This is a genomic window from Apibacter sp. HY039, from assembly GCF_004023655.1.
Lineage (GTDB): Bacteria > Bacteroidota > Bacteroidia > Flavobacteriales > Weeksellaceae > Apibacter > Apibacter raozihei.
In genome coordinates this window covers 181367-199673 of record NZ_SAYM01000001.1, presented here as the reverse complement: position 1 = coordinate 199673, position 18307 = coordinate 181367, and the positions used below count along the sequence as shown (strand labels likewise).

Genomic DNA, 18307 nt, shown 5'->3' with positions numbered 1-18307 from the left:
TTAAGTCCGGATTAACGAATTAATCCGGACTATTTCAAGGTATATTTTGCTTACGGATTTGTAGACCACAAGGATGCTGAAGCCACAAATGCTCGTTTGTTTAATTTTAAAATATCAACCACTAAGTCAGCAAAATCCTGAGGTTGCAAAACTTTTTCAGGATTTCCGTCTGTTATCTTCAATTCTTTCACAGACATATCAGAAGCGATAGTGCTCGGAGTTAACGTAGTAACCCGTACATTATGCTTTCTCATTTCAAACATCAGGGATTCGGACAGTGAAATGAGTCCTGCTTTGGATACGCTGTACGCCGAAGTTGAAGCTCCTCCCTTCAGACCTGCTGTGGAAGATACGTTGATAATATCTCCACTCTTTTTTTCTATCATCGCCGGAAGAACCGACTGGGTTACGTAATAGGCTCCGAAGAGATTGGTCTGAACAATTCTCTGCCATTCTGAGGAATCCATCTCCAGAAAACCACCGAAAGCAGCTACTCCTGCATTATTAATTAAAATATCAAAAGTACCGAATTCCTGCTGTAATTTGTCCAGAGATTGATCTACTTCTGATTTTACTGCAATGTCAAAAACAGCATAAGAGGAACCAACTCCTTTAGATGCAAGTAATTCGGTGGTTTCCTTTAATGACTGTTCATTTCTTCCTGTAATAGCTACTTCTACTCCCTCTTCTGCTAAAGCTAATGCAACTGCTTTACCTAAACCTCTACTACCTCCGGTAACTAATGCCTTTTTTCCTTTCAAATTTTCCATATATAACTTTTATAATTTTGACAATTCCGAGTTGATAAACTCAATATGCTGAGAGGTTAACTTCAACTCAGCTGCTTTTGCGTTTTGAATGGTTTGTTCTGCATTCCTAGCTCCTGCCAGGGCAATAGTAATACCCGGCTGCTCAATAGTCCACTTTAAGACCAATTGTGCCAGCGTTGCTCCTTGCTCATCAGCAATCGGTTTTATTTTTTGAAGAAATGCATTTACTTTTTCTATGCTTTCGGGCTGATATATTTTCATTTCGCTTCTGGCATCTCCTTCTGCAAAAGAATGTCCAGGCTTTATCTTTCCGGTTAACAATCCTCTTTCCATGGGACTGTATGCTAAAATTGATTTTTGGTTATTTATACAATACGGTACAAGCTCCTCTTCTATTTTACGATTCATCATACTATAGGGAACCTGATCCGATACAATTTCACAAACCATATCTGCTTCAGATACCTGAGAAGCAGAATAATTGCATACAGCAGCATATCTTATCTTCCCCTGCTCCTTCAATCGGGCTACAGCTTCAAAAGTTTCGTGAATGGGAGTTACAGTTTCAGGCCAGTGTATCTGATATAAGTCTATATAATCTGTTCCTAATCTTTTTAAACTTTGCTCGCATTCGTATATAACACTTTCTTTACCCGCATACTTATAAATATCAATAGCTTTTCCTGAATTATCTTTGCTGTGCATAGCCAGATCTCCTTTAGTCAGATCCCAACGCATTCCAAATTTGGTCAGAATTTGAACTTTATCTCTCGGTAAATCTTTAATGGCCTCCCCTACTATTTCCTCACTGGTTCCTTGCCCGTAAATGGGAGCTGTATCTATAGATGTCATTCCTACTTCATATCCGGCCTTGATTGCTTCCACAGATTGTTTCCTTTCTGTACCTCCCCACATCCAGCCTCCGGCAGCCCAGGCTCCAAAAGTAATTACTGAAACGGATAAGTCCGATTTTCCTAGTTTTCTGTATTCCATGTTTTTTACTGTTTTATTTGGATAAATTTACTAATTAAAATTGATTTTACCGGTTAATTTTGAGTTAAAAGAAACTATTAAATCTAACTTCAGGTAACCAGCAGAATTACTGATATTACAATTTATTCTTTTAATTTATAACTTTTTGGATTTAAACTGTCTGATAAATTTTACTTTTTATTTATTTATCAATTTTGCATTAAATGAGTACTGTAGGATTATAATATTGGCAAATACCTAAAAAAAATTGTTATTATTAAGAATACACATAGAAAAACGAAATTATTTAGTATCATTTAAAAACAATCTCATAAAAAACAAGGGGGTATCGCTCATATTTTTATTTTTATTTTTATATTTGCCCTACAAAAACATACCTTTATGTCAACATTACGATTTTATGCTTTAAAAAGACTTCCTTATCTACAACCCAGACGTATTGAAGTTCCAAAAAAATTATCTGAATTATATTGTGAACATGTATTCTCTGAATCGACGATGAGAGAATATTTAACCAAAGATGCTTATCAAAGCATTTTGGATGCTATGAAATATGGTAAAAAAATAACTCGTGAAATTGCTGATCAGGTAGCTGTAGCTATGAAAGATTGGGCAATGTCTAAAGGAGTAACTCACTATACACACTGGTTTCAACCCTTAACGGGAGAAACTGCAGAAAAACATGACTCATTTTTTAATCCTATTGGTGAAGGGCGTGCTATAGAAAGATTCAGCGGTTCTTTATTAATTCAGCAGGAACCAGATGCCTCCAGTTTTCCAAATGGAGGAATACGGAATACTTTTGAAGCCAGAGGATATACCGCATGGGATCCAACATCTCCGGCATTTATTATTGATACCACTCTGTGTATTCCTTCTATATTTGTTTCCTATACAGGAGAAACTCTGGATTACAAAACTCCTCTTCTAAGAGCTCTTCAATCTGTAGATGAAGCTGCAACAGAAGTATGTCAGGCCTATTTTGACAAAAATGTTACTAAAGTATATTCTACCTTAGGATGGGAACAGGAATATTTTCTGGTAGATTCTTCCTTATTTCAAACTCGTCCGGATTTAGTTTTAACGGGCAGAACTTTATTAGGTCATGCTCCGGCTAAAGGACAACAGCTGGAAGATCATTATTTCGGATCTATTCCTACCCGGGTTCGGAATTTCATGAAAGAATTAGAAATCGATTGCATGAAACTGGGAATTCCTGTTACTACAAGACATAATGAAGTGGCTCCTAATCAGTTCGAACTTGCGCCTCTATTTGAGGAGGCAAATCTGGCAGTAGATCATAATTCTCTACTGATGGATGTGATGAAAAAAGTAAGCAGAAGACACGGACTAAGCATTCTTTTCCATGAAAAACCTTTTGATGGTGTTAATGGAAGTGGAAAACACAATAACTGGTCATTGTCTACCGATACAGGTGAAAACTTGTTGAGTCCAGGAAAAAATCCGAAGAAAAATTTACAATTTCTGACATTTTTTATCAATACTATAAAAGCGGTTCATGACTATGGCGACTTATTACGTTCTGCAATTGCTTCTGCTGGTAACGATCACAGATTAGGTGCTAATGAAGCTCCTCCTGCCATCATTTCTATTTTTATTGGTTCTCAGTTAACTCGAGTTTTAGATGAACTTGAAAAGGTAACTAAAGGAAAATTATCTCCGGATGAAAAAACCGATCTTAAACTAAATATTGTTGGAAAAATTCCTGAGTTGTTATTAGATAATACTGACAGAAACAGAACTTCACCGTTTGCTTTTACAGGTAATAAATTTGAATTCCGGGCTGTAGGTTCTCAGGCTAACTGTGGTGAACCGATGACTGTTCTTAATACAATCATGGCGTATCAGCTTCAAAAATTCAAAAAAGAAGTAGATGCTTTGGTAGAAAAAGGACTTAAAAAAGACGAAGCTATTTTCAATATTTTACGTGATTATATTAAAGCATCAAGAAAAATTTTATTTGAAGGCGACGGATATAGTGATGACTGGGTTAAAGAGGCAGAAAAAAGAGGTCTGGAAAATAGAAAAACAACTCCGGAGGCACTTAAATTTGAGCTGCAAAAGAACTTAATCGAACCTTTTGAACAATTAGGTATTTTAAGTACAAAGGAAATTGAGGCTCGAAATGAAATAAAACTTGAGAAATACTCAAAAATGATTTCTATTGAAGCCAAGGTTTTAGGTGATATGGCTCGTAATCATATTGTTCCTGTAGCTGTAGATTATCAAACTAAACTTATTGAGAATGCAAAAGGGCTAAAGGAAATTTTCGGGGAAAAGGAAATGAAAACCATGTGTAAAGAACAATTGGATTTGATAAAAACCATTTCAACTCATATTACGGAAATCAAAAGTAATGTTGATAAGCTATTTAAAGAGAGAGAAAAAGCTATTGAAATCGAAGATCCTTCCAAACAAGCGGAAGCTTTCTGTAATAAAGTTAAACCTATTTTCTCTTTATTGAGAGAACATTCTGATGCATTGGAAATGCTTATAGATAATGAAATGTGGCCTTTAACTAAGTACAGAGAGTTATTATTTACTATAAGATAATTGTAACCAATTATAAATTAATGTATTATTAAAATCCGGACATTTTTCCGGATTTTTTTATTTGCAAAAATTAACCGGTTAAATCATCTGTCATGTAGTACACATGAATACAGAAATTGATGGAATATTAATAAAATTCTTATTTGTAATGATTATAAATATCATACTAATAATAAAAACCGTTTAAATATCATATTTTTACATTTACCCAATACTTAATTTTGCCAGCATTCACATACTACAAACTAATAAAAAATATGGCAACAACTGAATTTAAGTATCAGGCTACTTTTGAACAAGGAAAGGATTCCACTGAGTATTATTTATTAACGAAGGATTACATATCTACCTCCGAATTTGATGGAAAGGAAATTTTAAAAATTGAGCCTGAAGGGCTTACACTGCTGGCACAGCATGCATTTCACAATGTAGAATTTTTACTCCGACCTGAACATCAGCAACAAGTTGCAGCAATTTTATCAGATCCTGAAGCCAGTGAAAATGATAAGTTTGTGGCATTGACTTTCTTGAGAAATTCTGAGATTTCTTCCAAGGGTATACTTCCATTCTGTCAGGACACGGGTACAGCGATAATAATGGGTAAGAAAGGTCAGTACGTTTGGACAGGCGGAAAAGATGAAGAATCACTTTCAAGAGGAGTTTATAATACTTTTACAACAGATAACCTGAGATATTCACAGAATGCTCCTCTGGATATGTATCAAGAGGTCAACACAGGAACCAATCTACCTGCTCAAATCGATTTATATGCAACAGACGGACAGGAATATAAATTTTTATTTGTGGCTAAAGGGGGAGGTTCTGCCAATAAAACTTATTTATATCAGGAAACGAAAGCTTTACTTACTCCTGAAAAGCTGTTTTCATTTTTAGTTGATAAAATGAAATCTTTGGGTACTGCTGCCTGCCCTCCTTATCATATTGCTTTTGTTATCGGAGGAACCTCTGCAGAAACTAATCTTAAAACCGTTAAGTTGGCCTCTACTAAGTATTATGATAACCTGGCCACATCCGGAAATGAAGGAGGACGTGCTTTCCGCGATTTAGAAATGGAAAAAAGATTGTTAAAAGCAGCTCAGGAATTAGGGTTAGGTGCACAGTTCGGCGGTAAATTTTTCGCCCACGACATTCGTGTAATACGCCTTCCGCGACATGGTGCTTCCTGCCCAGTGGGAATGGGAGTTTCCTGTTCTGCCGATCGAAACATTAAAGCAAAAATCAATAAGGAGGGTATCTGGCTTGAAAAACTTGAGGATAATCCTGCCAGATTGATTCCTGAAGAATATCAGAAAGCAGGTGAAGCAGGTGGAATCAAAATTAATCTTGATCAGCCTATGAGCGAAATTCTAAAAGAATTATCTCAATACCCTGTTTCTACAAGATTGTCTCTTTCCGGAACCATTATCGTGGGTAGAGATATTGCTCATGCTAAATTACAGGAAAAAATTGATAATGGTGAAGGACTACCTTCGTATATTAAAGATCATCCTATATATTACGCAGGGCCTGCAAAAACGCCTCAAGGCTACGCCTCTGGTTCCATGGGACCTACCACAGCCGGAAGAATGGATTCCTATGTAGATTCTTTTCAATCGGAAGGAGGAAGTCTTATTATGATTGCTAAGGGTAACCGAAGCAAACAAGTTACTGATGCCTGTAAGAAACACGGAGGTTTTTATCTTGGCAGTATCGGCGGGCCTGCAGCAATACTGGCTCAATCCAATATTAAAAGTTTAGAATGCCTGGAATATCCTGAACTGGGAATGGAAGCTATATGGAAAATAGAAGTTGAAAATTTTCCAGCATTTATTCTGGTAGATAATAAGGGTAATGATTTTTTTGAACAGATTAAAACGAACAATTGCTCTTCGAATTGTCAATAAATATAATTTATAATTGAAAAAAGGCTGTGGAATTGCCCACAGCCTTTTTTTATAATTTTATAGAAATACTTTTAAATTATTAATGCTACTCAATAAATGAAAAGTCTGCCCTTTCTGAATGACAGGAACAGACTTTTTAAAGTGTTAATTAAGTTAATCGTTTAAATATGTACCTCTTTTTCAGTTCTGTTTTTTATAAAATCATGAAAATCGTTTATCTCATATACCGGACAAGCTCCTTCGTGATTAGTAATAAAAGCCCCTAAAGAGATAGCTTCTTTCATAGCTTCTGACGCAGAAAATCCGTTGACTTTTTTAGAAAGAAATCCAGCTAAAAAAGAATCACCACTACCCACCGTATCTTTTACTTCTACTTTTACTGCTTCAGAGAATATATATTGTTCTTTATCACAATATACTGCTCCTTTACTACCTTTAGTGATTATCAGCCCATCCAGATTGAAGCATTTCTGAACGTATTTTACAGCTTCTTCTTCTGTAGTATATTCTTTCCCTATCCATTCCAGTAATTGCCTTAATTCGGCTTTATTCATCTTTACTAAATCCGATTGTTTGATAAATTCTATTATTGATACTTGTGAAATATATGGAGGTCTTAAATTTATATCAAAAACTTTGTAAGGTGCCAGTTTTAATAACTGTAACAACGTATTTTTTGACACATTGTTTCTAGTTCCTAAACTTCCAAAAACAAAAGCGGAAGAGTTTTTAACCAGATTCTCATAATCATCTTTCCACTGAATAAAATCCCAGGCCACTGGTTCAACTATTGTATAATGGGCTTCATTATTTTCATCAATATCTGCTATAACTGTTCCGGTATCATATTCAGCATTTACCTGACATTCCTTTGTAGATATGGATGCTTCTTTAACGCGTGAAATTAATTCTTCTCCCAGCTTATCTTTACCTATACAGCTAATCATTCTTCCATCCACTCCCATTTTATTTAAATGGTATGCAACATTGAAGGGAGCACCCCCAATTTTTTTTCCTGAAGGAAATATATCCCATAATATTTCTCCGAAGCAAATTACTGACTTTTTTGTGTTTATATCATTTCCCATTTGTATGATTTTAGGTAGATTGTTTTATTATTAATTTTGAATTATAAACTCTTGGTTTGTACTTTAAATTTTTATTTTCGATGATTCCGGTAAGAATCTCAACAGATTCTCTGGCTATATCCTGCAAAGGCTGTTTTATATGAGTTACAGGAGTTTTAAAAATTTCAAAAGCTTCTGATTCATCAAAGGTTAACAAAGCTAATTCTTCAGGAATTTTGATATTCATAGTCATTATTTTTTTTAATCCTGAAATTGCAAGTTTATTAGTGGTAAAAAATAATGCATCTATTTTATCATCTGCAGAAAATAAATTTTCCAGCGCTAGATCTACTTCTTTTTGTATTTCAATTTCATTGATATATTTTACATTATCAGGATTGTCTGAAATGCCATGATCCTGCAAGGCTCTTTTGTAACCATTAACCCTTTCGTTTAAGTGAAGCAAATTTGTATTATAAGCTAAAACACCAATGTTTTTTCTTCCTCTTTTTATTAAATGTTCAGTTGCCTGATAAGCTATACCATAATTATTGGTTGTAATTACCGGAACCTTCATATTTTCAAAATATCTATCTATTAAAACTAAAGGAGCCTTAGCTTTGATTAATTCTTGTATACACTTTTCAGATCCCTGAACCGGAGCTATGATAAAACCATCTACCTGCCTGTTCATAAATAAATCTATAAGCTGCTGAAGCTTTTCTGCTTTTTCATCTGAACTTCCTATAAGAACAACATATCCTTTCTTACTGACTTCATCTTCGATAATTCTTGCAATCTGAGAAGCGAACGGATTTGCTATATCCGCTACTAAGAGTGCAATAGAATTGGTCCGGTTAGATTTAAGACTTTGAGCAATCTTACTAGGTCTATAATTTAACTCTTTAGCGGCTTTTTTTATTTTTTTAGCCGTATCCTTATTAATTCTGTCGGTATGGCGCCCATTCATTACATAAGAAACCAATGCTGTAGATACACCTACTTTTAAAGCAACATCTTTAATTGAGACTCTTTTCATAGTTAAATTATCATTAAATTTTTAGTTTATCATTACTATAATCCTAGCTCTTTTTCAATTTGTTCCAATGATTTTCCCTTAGTTTCAGGAATCCATATTCTAACAAATATAAACGCTATTACCGTAAATATACCAAAAATTCCAAACAATGCACTGTCTCCTAAGTCTGCTCTGATTATCGGGGCAAAATAAACGGTTAAAAAAGTACATCCCCAACTTACAGCTGTTGAAAAAGACATAGCCAAACCTTTAATCCTATTAGGATAAATCTCAGATATAATTACCCACATAACAGGTGCAAAAGAAGCCGCAAAGAAAGAAATATATCCTAAAAGAGCGATTAGAACTCCCCATGTATTTTTCTCGGATTGAGAAAAAGCAAAGGTAAGATATGCCAATGATACTATCATACCGAAAGCCCCCCATAACAATAAAGTTTTACGCCCTTTGGTATCAACTAATTTTAAAGCAACAATCGTCATTAAAACATTTACTAGTCCTACAACCATAGATTGTAACAATGCTGTGTCACCTCCTACACCTGCAGAGCGAAAAATATCAGGTGCAAAAATTAATACCGCATTGATTCCCGTTATTTGCTGAAATGCAGCAATAAGAGTTCCTATCAACACTATTTTTCCTGTTTTACCTGAAAAAAGTTCTTTCAAACTGACTTTATCCTTATTCAATTCTGAATTTATTGAGTTTTCCATATCAGGAAGTTCATTATCTACATAATTTTTTCCCCCGATTTTTTGAAGTACTGAAACTGCCTGTTCATTTTTATTATTAGCAAGCAACCATCTTGGACTTTCTGGAAAAGAAGTAAGAAGAAATATTAAATACAAAACACCAAATAATGCAGGAACAGCAAGCATATACCTCCAACTGTTTTCACCCAGGTTGATCAAAAAATAATCAAATACATATGCTAAAAATATACCTATAGTTATAGCAAATTGATTGAATGATACCAAGGTTCCTCGTTTACTTGCAGGCGAAATTTCAGATATATACATAGGCCCGACAACCGATGTTGCTCCTACAGCAAAACCGGAAAGAACCCTAAAAAAGGTTAAACCTGCAAAACCTTCTGCAAATGCACATCCTAAAGAAGAAATAACGTAAAGCAAAGCAGTCACCAACATTACTTTTTTTCTTCCGTATTTTTCAGCAAACTTTCCTGTAAAAAGTGCTCCTATCAAGCAACCAATCATTAAAAAACTAGCAACAGTACCCAGACCCGAATCACTTAAATTAAAGTCATTTTTTATTAAGTCATTAGCACCCGCTATACCTGCCATATTCAATCCGAATAACAGTCCCCCATTAACCGCTATAAAAGTAATCCAGTATAGATATTTGGTATTCATATTAAAAAAATTTAGTTAGACTTTTGTGGTTTATTTCGCAAATTTATTTTATTTAACCGTTTAAACAAAGAATTAAATAATGAATTTTATCATATTTTAACCTGTTACTAAATAGAACAATATTTCTTATTAAAAAAAATTATATGAAAGTACTTTATACAAAGCTATTTAAATAAAAAAAATCAGTGAAAAATAATTTAGAAATTGTTAAGATAAATTAATTCGTTTTTCAGTTTAATATTAAACACTCTATAGTACTTATATTCTGTGAGTTTAACAAAATGCACTATTTAGTAAACAAACATATTTTACTAAAAACACTAAAATTTTAAACTGTTAAACAAAGAATATATAAAAAATTTACTGCTTAGTAAAAGAAAAAAGCTCTATCCTTAAGGATAGAGCTTTATGTTTGTCTATTAATTTGCAAATCAATTGTAATAATTACTTTTCTTAGACTTACTCTTTTTACTATTCATTTGAGGGGGATATTTTTTTAATAGTGATTGTATATTGGATGTATAAAAAGAGTTTTTAGCTTCTGATGTAGCATTATACGAAATTGTATTTACCGTCTGTCCTGTCCATATCAGCTTTTTGGTTATAGCATCGTCAAAATCTATTTGAAAAGAATAATTCATTACTTTCTTGCGAATTGGTATACCTACACTCGTACCAAGTCCAAACCACCTGCTACCACCCCCTAATCCAATGCTAGCAATGTTCGAAGTCCTATTCTCAGCCTGATTATAAACCTGAACAGCTATCAGTATATCTGGATTGTTTATATCTTTTACCAAACCTTTGGAGTATAAAGCCTGATCTAAATTCCTTATAAAGTTTGCACTATCTATTTGATTAACCTTTAAATTATTATCGTTGTAATAATTATAGGTTTTAACATTATTAAAGTTAAACGACTGGTCATAATCAACTGCCAGGTTATTGGTCTGACAGCTTATTAATAAATAAAGTAATGAAACTAATGCAATATTTTTCATAATCTAATTCTTTAGGTTGTAAACAAATTTAATAATAACCATTAACGTAATCTATTATAATGCAAAAACTGTACAAATTTTGTGATTGTTATCATGTTTATCGTTTTTATATGAAAACTAGTCGTTGTTGTTATTAATTTTGCATTTCTATATCTTAATTATATATGAATAATTCCTCAATAGAAATAAAATTTGTTGGAGAATTCTTATCTGAAGTAGCGATAACGCTAATGATGAATGGAGCCAACACCTCCCGAACGTTGAAAAATACCCAAAGAATTGCACAAGGTCTGGGCTATGAAGCCGACTTTTTCTTTTCTCTTTCCGGGGTAGTCTTAAGCGTGAGAAATAAAGAAACCAACGAAATGCATACAATAGTAAGGGCTATTCCACATATAGGAGTCAATTTTGAAATTATATCTGAGATAAGCATTTTATCATGGAGAGTAGTTAATGAAAAACTGGATGCATACCAGGTAAATGAACATTTTAACCGAATAAAAAAAATCCGACACTACTCAAAACCTAGCATATGGTTATTTGTAGGTTTAGCGGGTGCCAGCCTTAGCCGTATTTTGGGTGGAAGCTGGCCAGAATTTTTAATTACTTTTCTGGCAACTGTACTAGGGCTTATTATCCGGCAATTTTTCACAGAAAAAAAATTTAATATATTTATAGTATTTGCTTTAGCTTCTTTTACAGCAGTATCAACTGTAAACATTTTCAGAATTTTAACTGGATTAGATCTTAATAGTGCTTTTGCAGCCAGTGTGCTTTTTTTAATTCCGGGAGTTCCTCTTATCAATTCTTTTATTGATATTTTAGAAGGTTATGTAGCCCAAGGTATAGCCAGAGGGGTGCATGGATCTGTACTTATATTTGTTATTGCAATGGGCTTATTTTTATCATTATTTCTATTTGGTTATGGATTTCATTAATTTATTTACTTCACTTGAAGTATCTGTATGGGAAAAAATATTCTGGTCAATGTGGGTATCTCTCGGTTTTGCAGTGATATTTACGACACCCAGACGATCTATGTGGGTAGTTGCTGTTTTAGGTGGACTGGGATTCAGCTGCAGAGCTTTTTTACTACATTGGTTTGACGACCAAATTGTATTTGCCAGTTTTATTTCGGCAAGTCTTGTAGGAGTTTTAGGTGTCTATTTTGCGCATAAAGTACACACACCCCCTATTGTTTTCACGATACCTGCTGTTATTAATATTATTCCTGGAAAACCCGGATATGAATTTATGATTTCATTAATTGAAGTAATGACATTAAAAGAAGGAGAACCTCTACAGTTTAATTATTTGGTAGAAATGCTTGAAAAAGTTACAAGAACCGGTTTTACTTTGCTATCTCTTGCTTTTGGTGTTGTTTTTCCCCTACTTATTTTTAAAACCAGATCTGTTAAAAAAACTCATCTTGATCAATTATTTTTCTCAAAACTTAATGTTCTTAAAAAGAAAAAAAATTCAGAATCTTCGGAACATTAATTTTTGAAACTAACAGAGGATTAGTAAAATTTGTATATTTACCGTGAACTAGCTTTTTCGTATCTACTGCCTGAATTATACTTATATGGCTAACAAAAAACTTAGGAAAGAATTGCAATTTCGTGAAATTGGAGTGCAGCATTTAGACCAATACAACGAATTATTGCGCTACGTATTTCAGGTAACCAATAAAATTTTAGAAGATAGCGGGTATGAAGAAGGTGAGATTATGCGATCTAAAAGACCAATTTTACAACGGGCTGATGCTATAGGCTGGTTTAATGATGAGCATCTGGTGTCTCAATTGTGTATTTACCCTTGCAGGGTAAATATTCACGGAAAAATTGTAAAAATGGGAGGTTTAACCGGCGTAGGTACTTATCCTGAATATGCCAATATGGGCTTAATGAACAATTTGATTATTACGGGGCTGGAACGAATGAAAGAAAAAGGACAAACTATATCCTATTTATATCCTTATTCAGTTCCTTATTATAGAAGAAAAGGATGGGAAATCATGTCTGATCATATGACTTTTACTATCAAAGACTCTCAGCTTCCTAAACATATAGATCTGCCGGGATATGTGGAAAGAAAGCCTGTTGATGACATAGATGTAATAAACACATATAACAGATTCGCACAGACTAACCACGGAGCTTTGATACGAGGACAATATGAATGGGAAGAATACTGGAGGTGGGAAAATGAAGATGAAAGATATGCGGCTGTTTATTATAATAACCATGATGAACCTATGGGATATGTTATGTATTGGATAAGTGGTGATGTTTTCAATATTAAAGAACTTATATATCTTGATATGGAATCACAAAAAGGTCTTTGGAATTTTATTTCGGCGCATTTCTCGATGGTGAACAGCGTTAAAGGAAATATATATAAGAATGACCCTATTGCATTTTTGCTTGATGATAGTCAGATTATGCAAACTATAAAGCCTTATTACATGGCAAGAATAGTAGATGTGGAAGCATTTTTAGAAAAGTATCCATTTTTATTCAGTTCCCGCCCTTTTCATTTTCTTATTTCCGATCCAATTGCAAAATGGAATAATGGTCCTTTTGGACTTCATTGGTCAAAAAAAGGAAAAATTGAAATTATAAAAGAGCCCATTGGCCCGTCCGTAGAACTTGATATCTGTACTTTAACAGCTATGCTAATGAGTTACCGAAGTCCTTCTTACTTTTATAAAATTGAACGTTTAAAAACCAGCTTTAAAATGCTGAGGACACTTGAGAATATAATTCCTAAAGAACAACCTTACTTTTCTGACTATTTTTGAATTCTTTATCTTTTATTTAAACAACAATTTATCAGATAAAAATATTTTATTTGGCATGATTATTTATATAATTATTGTAAAGAATATAATTTTATAAAAATTTATATTTAAACTTTTAATTAACACTAATCCGTTTTCTGCCCTTACAGCTCATCTATGAGCTAAATCATCATTTTATTAACACATAATTAACTAAAAAATTTTATATGGATAATGCTAGAAAGGCTCCAGATTATTTAAAAGATCCGCACCTTAGTGTAGGTACTAAAGAATATTTAAAAGTGTTAAATTCCAGCGACACACCTGTTGAGTCGTTACCACCCGCTGAAGCCAGAAAAGTTTTGGAAGGCGCACAATCTTCGGAAAATGTTAATGTTTCCGGTATAGAAGAAACTTATAAGACCATTAACTCAAACGATTTATCTATTGACCTTGTTGTTGTACGTCCTGAAGGATCTAAGGAAAAATTACCCGTTTTTATATTTATACACGGAGGAGGATGGGTACTTGGAGATTATCCTACTCATAAGCGTCTGGTGCGCGATTTAGTCGTTGAATCTGGTTTTGCGTGTGTTTTTGTTGAGTATTCCAGATCGCCAGAAGCTCACTACCCAACAGCATTAAATCAATGTTATGAAACAGCTCTATGGATTTCTTTACATGGAGACGAAATTAATGTTGACGGAACTAAACTTGCTATAATGGGTAATAGTGCTGGGGGAAACATGGCTATAGGAACTAGCTTGAAAGCTAAAAAGAATAATGGTCCTGAAATTAAATGCCAAATACTTTTATGGCCTTATGCAGATGCTGAAACAAATACTGATTCATATATAAAGTACGGAGAACAAAGATTTTTAACAACTTCCCTTATGACATGGATGAGAGATAATTATCTTTCAGGAAAAGAGGAGTTTGATGATATTTATGTTTCTCCTTTGAGAGCTACCCACGAACAATTAAAGGGATTACCACCCACTTTAATTGAAGTTGCGGAAAATGATATTTTAAGGGATGCAGGTGAATCTTTGGGTCGTAAGCTGGACGAAGCAGGTGTATATACTACCACTGTACGTTTCAACGGAGTAATTCATGATTGGGGGCTGTTAAACGGCTTTGTTGAGTTATCTCCGGTAAGAAGCTTAATAACCTTTTCAGCTGCAACGTTACAAAAATATCTTAAGTAATTTTTAAGATATATTATACTAGTCATTAAAAAAAGAAACACAAATATTTTATTTGTGTTTCTTTTTTTAATTTTTTATTTAATCTCACCCAAGTCAATTAAATCATCTTTACCAGAACGACCCGGTCTGTAAAATGCTTGTCCTTTAATTTCCGCAGGAATTTTAAATACTAAATTAGTAGTTTTAGTAGTTAATGGGTTTATCTGCTCAAGCAAAACTCCCCAGCCTTCAGACATTACTGTCTCTGATCTGTCAAATTTATATTCTTTTCCATTATAATTTATTATTACTTCACCTTCACTCAACATTCTGCTTTCATCACTAATATTTTTAATCGCCATATTTAAAATTAAATATCGATTTCCTTCTTCTTTTTTAAGGTCTGCAAATTCATTTCCGGTTTTTACTCTGTCTTCAATCCTCATTTTTTTAACAGTTACCTCAAAATATTTTGTTTTTAAAGGTTCTCCTATTTTTGTGAAATTAGATGAAGTTTCCGGTTTAGAAAGACTTTCCGTAGTTGAAGGATTTTCTGCAGGTGGAGCAGTTTCGGTAGAAGCCTTTTCTGTAGTTGATGAAGATTCCTCTTTTTTCTTATCGTCATCCAGACTCCCAAAAGCAATAAATGCAAAGAATGCTACAGTTAAAGCCGAAACCAAGGTTTTAAAATGTTTGTTCATAATTTTGATTTTTGAATTTATATATAATTGATTTTTTAAAAATAATAAAAGGTAAGATAAATCCTATTAAATAGAATAACAAATCAGTAATATCAAAAGTACCGGGGAGTAACTGAAATAATTGTAATATTTCTGATCCTATGGCAATAAAAGGGACAATAATGAACCAGACTATATTATTTACAGTTATAAAACCTTTCCAAATGTAAAGCGTAAAACAGATGTAAGAAAAAATCCAGAGACCATCTGGAAGAGAGAATAATATCCAATCAGGAACATATTTAATATAAGAAATAGAATATTCTCTTGATTTATTTAAAAGTCCCCGTATTCCTACTAGTTCACTCCAAGAAAAAATTCTTAGTGAAGTAGTTCTAAATAAAACATAAATCAAAGTACCTGCCAGTAAACTAACACCACTTCCAAATAATAAGATTATACTTTGTTTACTAAAAAAATTATTGATTGATTTCAATAAAATTCTATTTTTAGTTTATGCTTTCAATTCCTAAAAGCTGAAATTATTTAAATAATAAGCGAGGGAATTGACTATACTGACAACTTAGTCTACCAAAATAAAAACACTTAAAATACATGAAAAGGTTGCTTATAAATATATAGTCTGCTACAATGTAAATATAAGTATTTGGCAGTGAGTAAAATAATTAAAAATTTACAATTTTATGGTTATCATTATGGTCTACGCTTAATCATTCTTATCTCGATATTTAATTTTCAAATAACATTTATTATTATAAAATTTCTCCTTTACAAATGTAAAATATATTATCAATATAAAACCCTTTTTATAAAAAATTTTATTTCTTAATAATTTTTGGTAATAGTAAATTTTCAGAAAATAAGGATAAAAAAACCCATAAAACATTATTAAAATGCAATATGGGTTATTTTGTAGCGAGGAGCAGACTTGAACTGCCGACCTCTGGGTTATGAATCCAGTGCTCTAACCAGCTGAGCTACCTCGCCTTAATTATTAGAGGTGCAAATATAACAGGATTTGATTAATATACAAAATTATTCTTTCAAAAATTTATATTTCATCTTTTTCTAAAAATACTTCAGCCATCATGCAACGGGCACTTCCTCCTCCGTAAGTTTCAATTACAGATATGTCCACCACCAGAATATCACAGTATTTAGTAATAACATCTAACTGTCCTCTGTTCAATGAATGATATGCTGTATTGGACATTATAAGGTATTTGGTTCCATCTTCTGCTTCTACTTCTAAAACATTTCCAGCGAAGTGATTCATCTGCTCTTCTGTAATTGCAATCACTTCTTTCTGAGATGTGTGTAAAAAATCTGAAACAAATTTTCTTTCTTTCAAGTCTTTAATGACGTCAAAACAGATAATGGCAAAGTTATCTGCAACACTCATCATCACATTGGTATGATACACGGGATATTCTATTCCCTCAATTTTCTGAGTAGCATGAAATACTACAGGTGTAAATTCAAAATCTTCACAATATTCAATAAACAAATCTTCATTGGTACGCTCGGATACTGCTGCATAGGCAATATTGTTTTTACGATCTAAAACCATGCTTCCTGTTCCTTCAAGAAAGACATCTTCTTCCTCTGCCTGACTATAATCTGTTATTTCGTTGATCTGAAAACCTTGTTCTTCCAGATAATCCAGAATATCTTCTCTGCGTTCTTCTCTTCTGTTAGGCGCATACATTGGATATATAGCCACAGCTCCATTAGAATGAAAAGAAACCCAGTTATTCGGAAATATTGAATCTGGTGTATAGGGTTCTAATGTATCTTTGACAACATATACTGAAATTCCATGCTTTCTTAACTTTTCAACCATATTTGTAAACTGGTCGAGAGCTTTTCTTTGTATAGATTTACTGTCTATGCTCAGATCGTTTGATTGAAATTTATTATCGTTTGCTGTTTCCTCATTAAATCCAAAGGAAACCGGCTCAATCATTAATATGGATTGTGTATTTTGTTTATTTTTCATCTTGTCTAATTAAAGGTAAAGTGGAACATCGTAAGAGTCCTCCCATTTTTGATATTTCGTAGTAAGGAATTTTTTCAACCTGAATACCCCAATTTGTTTCAAGGAAATGGTTCAATCGGGTAAACCTTTCTTCTGATACGACTAATTGAGGTGAAATAGAAAATATATTAGTATTCATATAATACATTTCTTCTGGTGTTATCTCAAAAATATTGGATTTCCCAAAAAAATCAACTAGAAAGTGAAAATCTTTCTCATTTTTAAATCCGTCTTTATATACAATTGCTTTTTTATCTCCTACCGGCATAAATGTACAATCCAGGTGTAGAATTCCTTTATAAGGGTCTTTATCGTCTTTTTTTAATTCAATATCTACAAAGGTTTTATCTGGATATAATTCATTTAAAAATTCAATTGCATATATATTGGTTCTTGCCGTTTTTAAATTTGAATAATCGTTTCCTTTATAAACTCCACAAAATACAATATCATCAAAAACAATAATGTCTCCTCCTTCAACGTGTGCTTTCTCCGGTAAGTTATATATTTTCTGATAGTATATGGTATCAAAAATTTCTTTGTAGGCTTCCTGTTCATCAGAACGATCTGGAATTATATTAGAAATTATAATTTTATCGTCAATAACAAAAGCAACATCTCTGGCAAAAACCTGATTGCAATTTTCTAAAATTCTGGGACGTAAAACTTCCACTCCATGCTTAGATAAAATATTTTCAAAGCATGTCATTTCATTAATTATGTCTAGTTCCTGAGGATATGTGCCTTGTGAAACACTTTCATAAGATTTGGCATCGTAAGTGTCTTTTATTTGGGGTGTTTTACCTACTGATACCGGTTGCCCCAGAACCACTGTTTTTAATTGCGATGTTTCATTTTTTATGTTTAATTGCATATAA

General features: G+C 33.0%; 16 protein-coding genes and 1 tRNA gene. 6 read left to right on the top strand and 11 right to left on the bottom strand.

The window, feature by feature from the left end; genetic code table 11:
- Positions 1-50 precede the first annotated feature (50 nt).
- Positions 51-770 carry a 3-ketoacyl-ACP reductase gene (locus tag EQ921_RS00945; protein WP_128150274.1) on the bottom strand — a complete coding sequence of 240 codons (720 nt, stop codon included), beginning with the start codon at positions 768-770 and terminating at the stop codon, positions 51-53.
- A gap of 9 nt (positions 771-779) precedes the next feature.
- Positions 780-1763, bottom strand: coding sequence for an aldo/keto reductase (locus EQ921_RS00940; protein WP_128330223.1), 984 nt, complete (start codon positions 1761-1763; stop codon positions 780-782).
- 381 nt (positions 1764-2144) lie between these two features.
- Between EQ921_RS00940 and EQ921_RS00935 the strand changes: the two genes are divergently transcribed.
- Both EQ921_RS00935 and EQ921_RS00930 read left to right on the top strand, forming a co-directional pair.
- Complete coding sequence (locus EQ921_RS00935) at positions 2145-4337, top strand: glutamine synthetase III (protein ID WP_128150270.1); 2193 nt, start codon at positions 2145-2147, stop codon at positions 4335-4337.
- Positions 4338-4594: 257 nt separating this feature from the next.
- Complete coding sequence (locus EQ921_RS00930) at positions 4595-6241, top strand: fumarate hydratase (protein WP_128330222.1); 1647 nt, start codon at positions 4595-4597, stop codon at positions 6239-6241.
- A 161-nt stretch (positions 6242-6402) separates the two neighbouring features.
- On the opposite strand, the gene EQ921_RS00925 is transcribed toward EQ921_RS00930, so the two are convergent.
- From EQ921_RS00925 to EQ921_RS00910, 4 genes are all read right to left on the bottom strand, one after another.
- Positions 6403-7329, bottom strand: a complete 927-nt coding sequence (locus EQ921_RS00925; RefSeq protein ID WP_128150266.1) for a carbohydrate kinase — start codon at positions 7327-7329, stop codon at positions 6403-6405.
- A gap of 10 nt (positions 7330-7339) precedes the next feature.
- Entirely contained in the window at positions 7340-8347 is a 1008-nt protein-coding gene (locus tag EQ921_RS00920) for a substrate-binding domain-containing protein (protein ID WP_128330221.1), read from the bottom strand.
- A gap of 35 nt (positions 8348-8382) precedes the next feature.
- A complete protein-coding gene (locus tag EQ921_RS00915; protein WP_128330220.1) occupies positions 8383-9720 on the bottom strand; it encodes a sugar porter family MFS transporter in 1338 nt (445 codons plus the stop codon).
- A gap of 431 nt (positions 9721-10151) precedes the next feature.
- The gene (locus EQ921_RS00910; protein WP_128330219.1) at positions 10152-10721 is read right to left on the bottom strand and encodes a DUF4136 domain-containing protein; all 570 of its coding nucleotides are present in this window, start codon (positions 10719-10721) and stop codon (positions 10152-10154) included.
- A 164-nt stretch (positions 10722-10885) separates the two neighbouring features.
- Here EQ921_RS00910 and EQ921_RS00905 point away from each other — a divergent pair, with 164 nt between their 5' ends.
- The 4 genes from EQ921_RS00905 (at position 10886) to EQ921_RS00890 (ending at position 14711) form a co-directional block, all read left to right on the top strand.
- The gene (locus EQ921_RS00905; protein WP_128330218.1) at positions 10886-11659 is read left to right on the top strand and encodes a threonine/serine exporter ThrE family protein; all 774 of its coding nucleotides are present in this window, start codon (positions 10886-10888) and stop codon (positions 11657-11659) included.
- Complete coding sequence (locus tag EQ921_RS00900; RefSeq protein WP_128330217.1) at positions 11646-12221, top strand: threonine/serine exporter family protein; 576 nt, start codon at positions 11646-11648, stop codon at positions 12219-12221. The genes EQ921_RS00905 and EQ921_RS00900 overlap by 14 nt, the downstream gene beginning before the upstream one ends.
- A gap of 85 nt (positions 12222-12306) precedes the next feature.
- Complete coding sequence (eis, locus tag EQ921_RS00895) at positions 12307-13524, top strand: enhanced intracellular survival protein Eis (protein WP_128150255.1); 1218 nt, start codon at positions 12307-12309, stop codon at positions 13522-13524.
- A gap of 206 nt (positions 13525-13730) precedes the next feature.
- Positions 13731-14711 (top strand): alpha/beta hydrolase, encoded by a 981-nt coding sequence (locus EQ921_RS00890; RefSeq protein WP_128330216.1) that lies wholly within the window; start codon positions 13731-13733, stop codon positions 14709-14711.
- Between the two features lie 74 nt (positions 14712-14785).
- On the opposite strand, the gene EQ921_RS00885 is transcribed toward EQ921_RS00890, so the two are convergent.
- The 5 genes from EQ921_RS00885 to EQ921_RS00865 form a co-directional block, all read right to left on the bottom strand.
- On the bottom strand, positions 14786-15391 hold the full coding sequence (locus EQ921_RS00885; protein ID WP_128330215.1) for a DUF4352 domain-containing protein: 606 nt from the start codon (positions 15389-15391) through the stop codon (positions 14786-14788).
- Complete coding sequence (locus tag EQ921_RS00880; RefSeq protein ID WP_255424405.1) at positions 15375-15866, bottom strand: hypothetical protein; 492 nt, start codon at positions 15864-15866, stop codon at positions 15375-15377. The genes EQ921_RS00885 and EQ921_RS00880 overlap by 17 nt, the downstream gene beginning before the upstream one ends.
- Positions 15867-16304: 438 nt before the next feature.
- Positions 16305-16378 (bottom strand) — tRNA-Met (locus tag EQ921_RS00875).
- A 64-nt stretch (positions 16379-16442) separates the two neighbouring features.
- Entirely contained in the window at positions 16443-17390 is a 948-nt protein-coding gene (gene ctlX / locus EQ921_RS00870; RefSeq protein WP_128330214.1) for a citrulline utilization hydrolase CtlX, read from the bottom strand.
- The gene (locus EQ921_RS00865; protein WP_128150247.1) at positions 17380-18303 is read right to left on the bottom strand and encodes a dimethylarginine dimethylaminohydrolase family protein; all 924 of its coding nucleotides are present in this window, start codon (positions 18301-18303) and stop codon (positions 17380-17382) included. Before EQ921_RS00865 ends, ctlX begins: the two co-directional genes overlap by 11 nt.
- Positions 18304-18307: the final 4 nt, after the last annotated feature.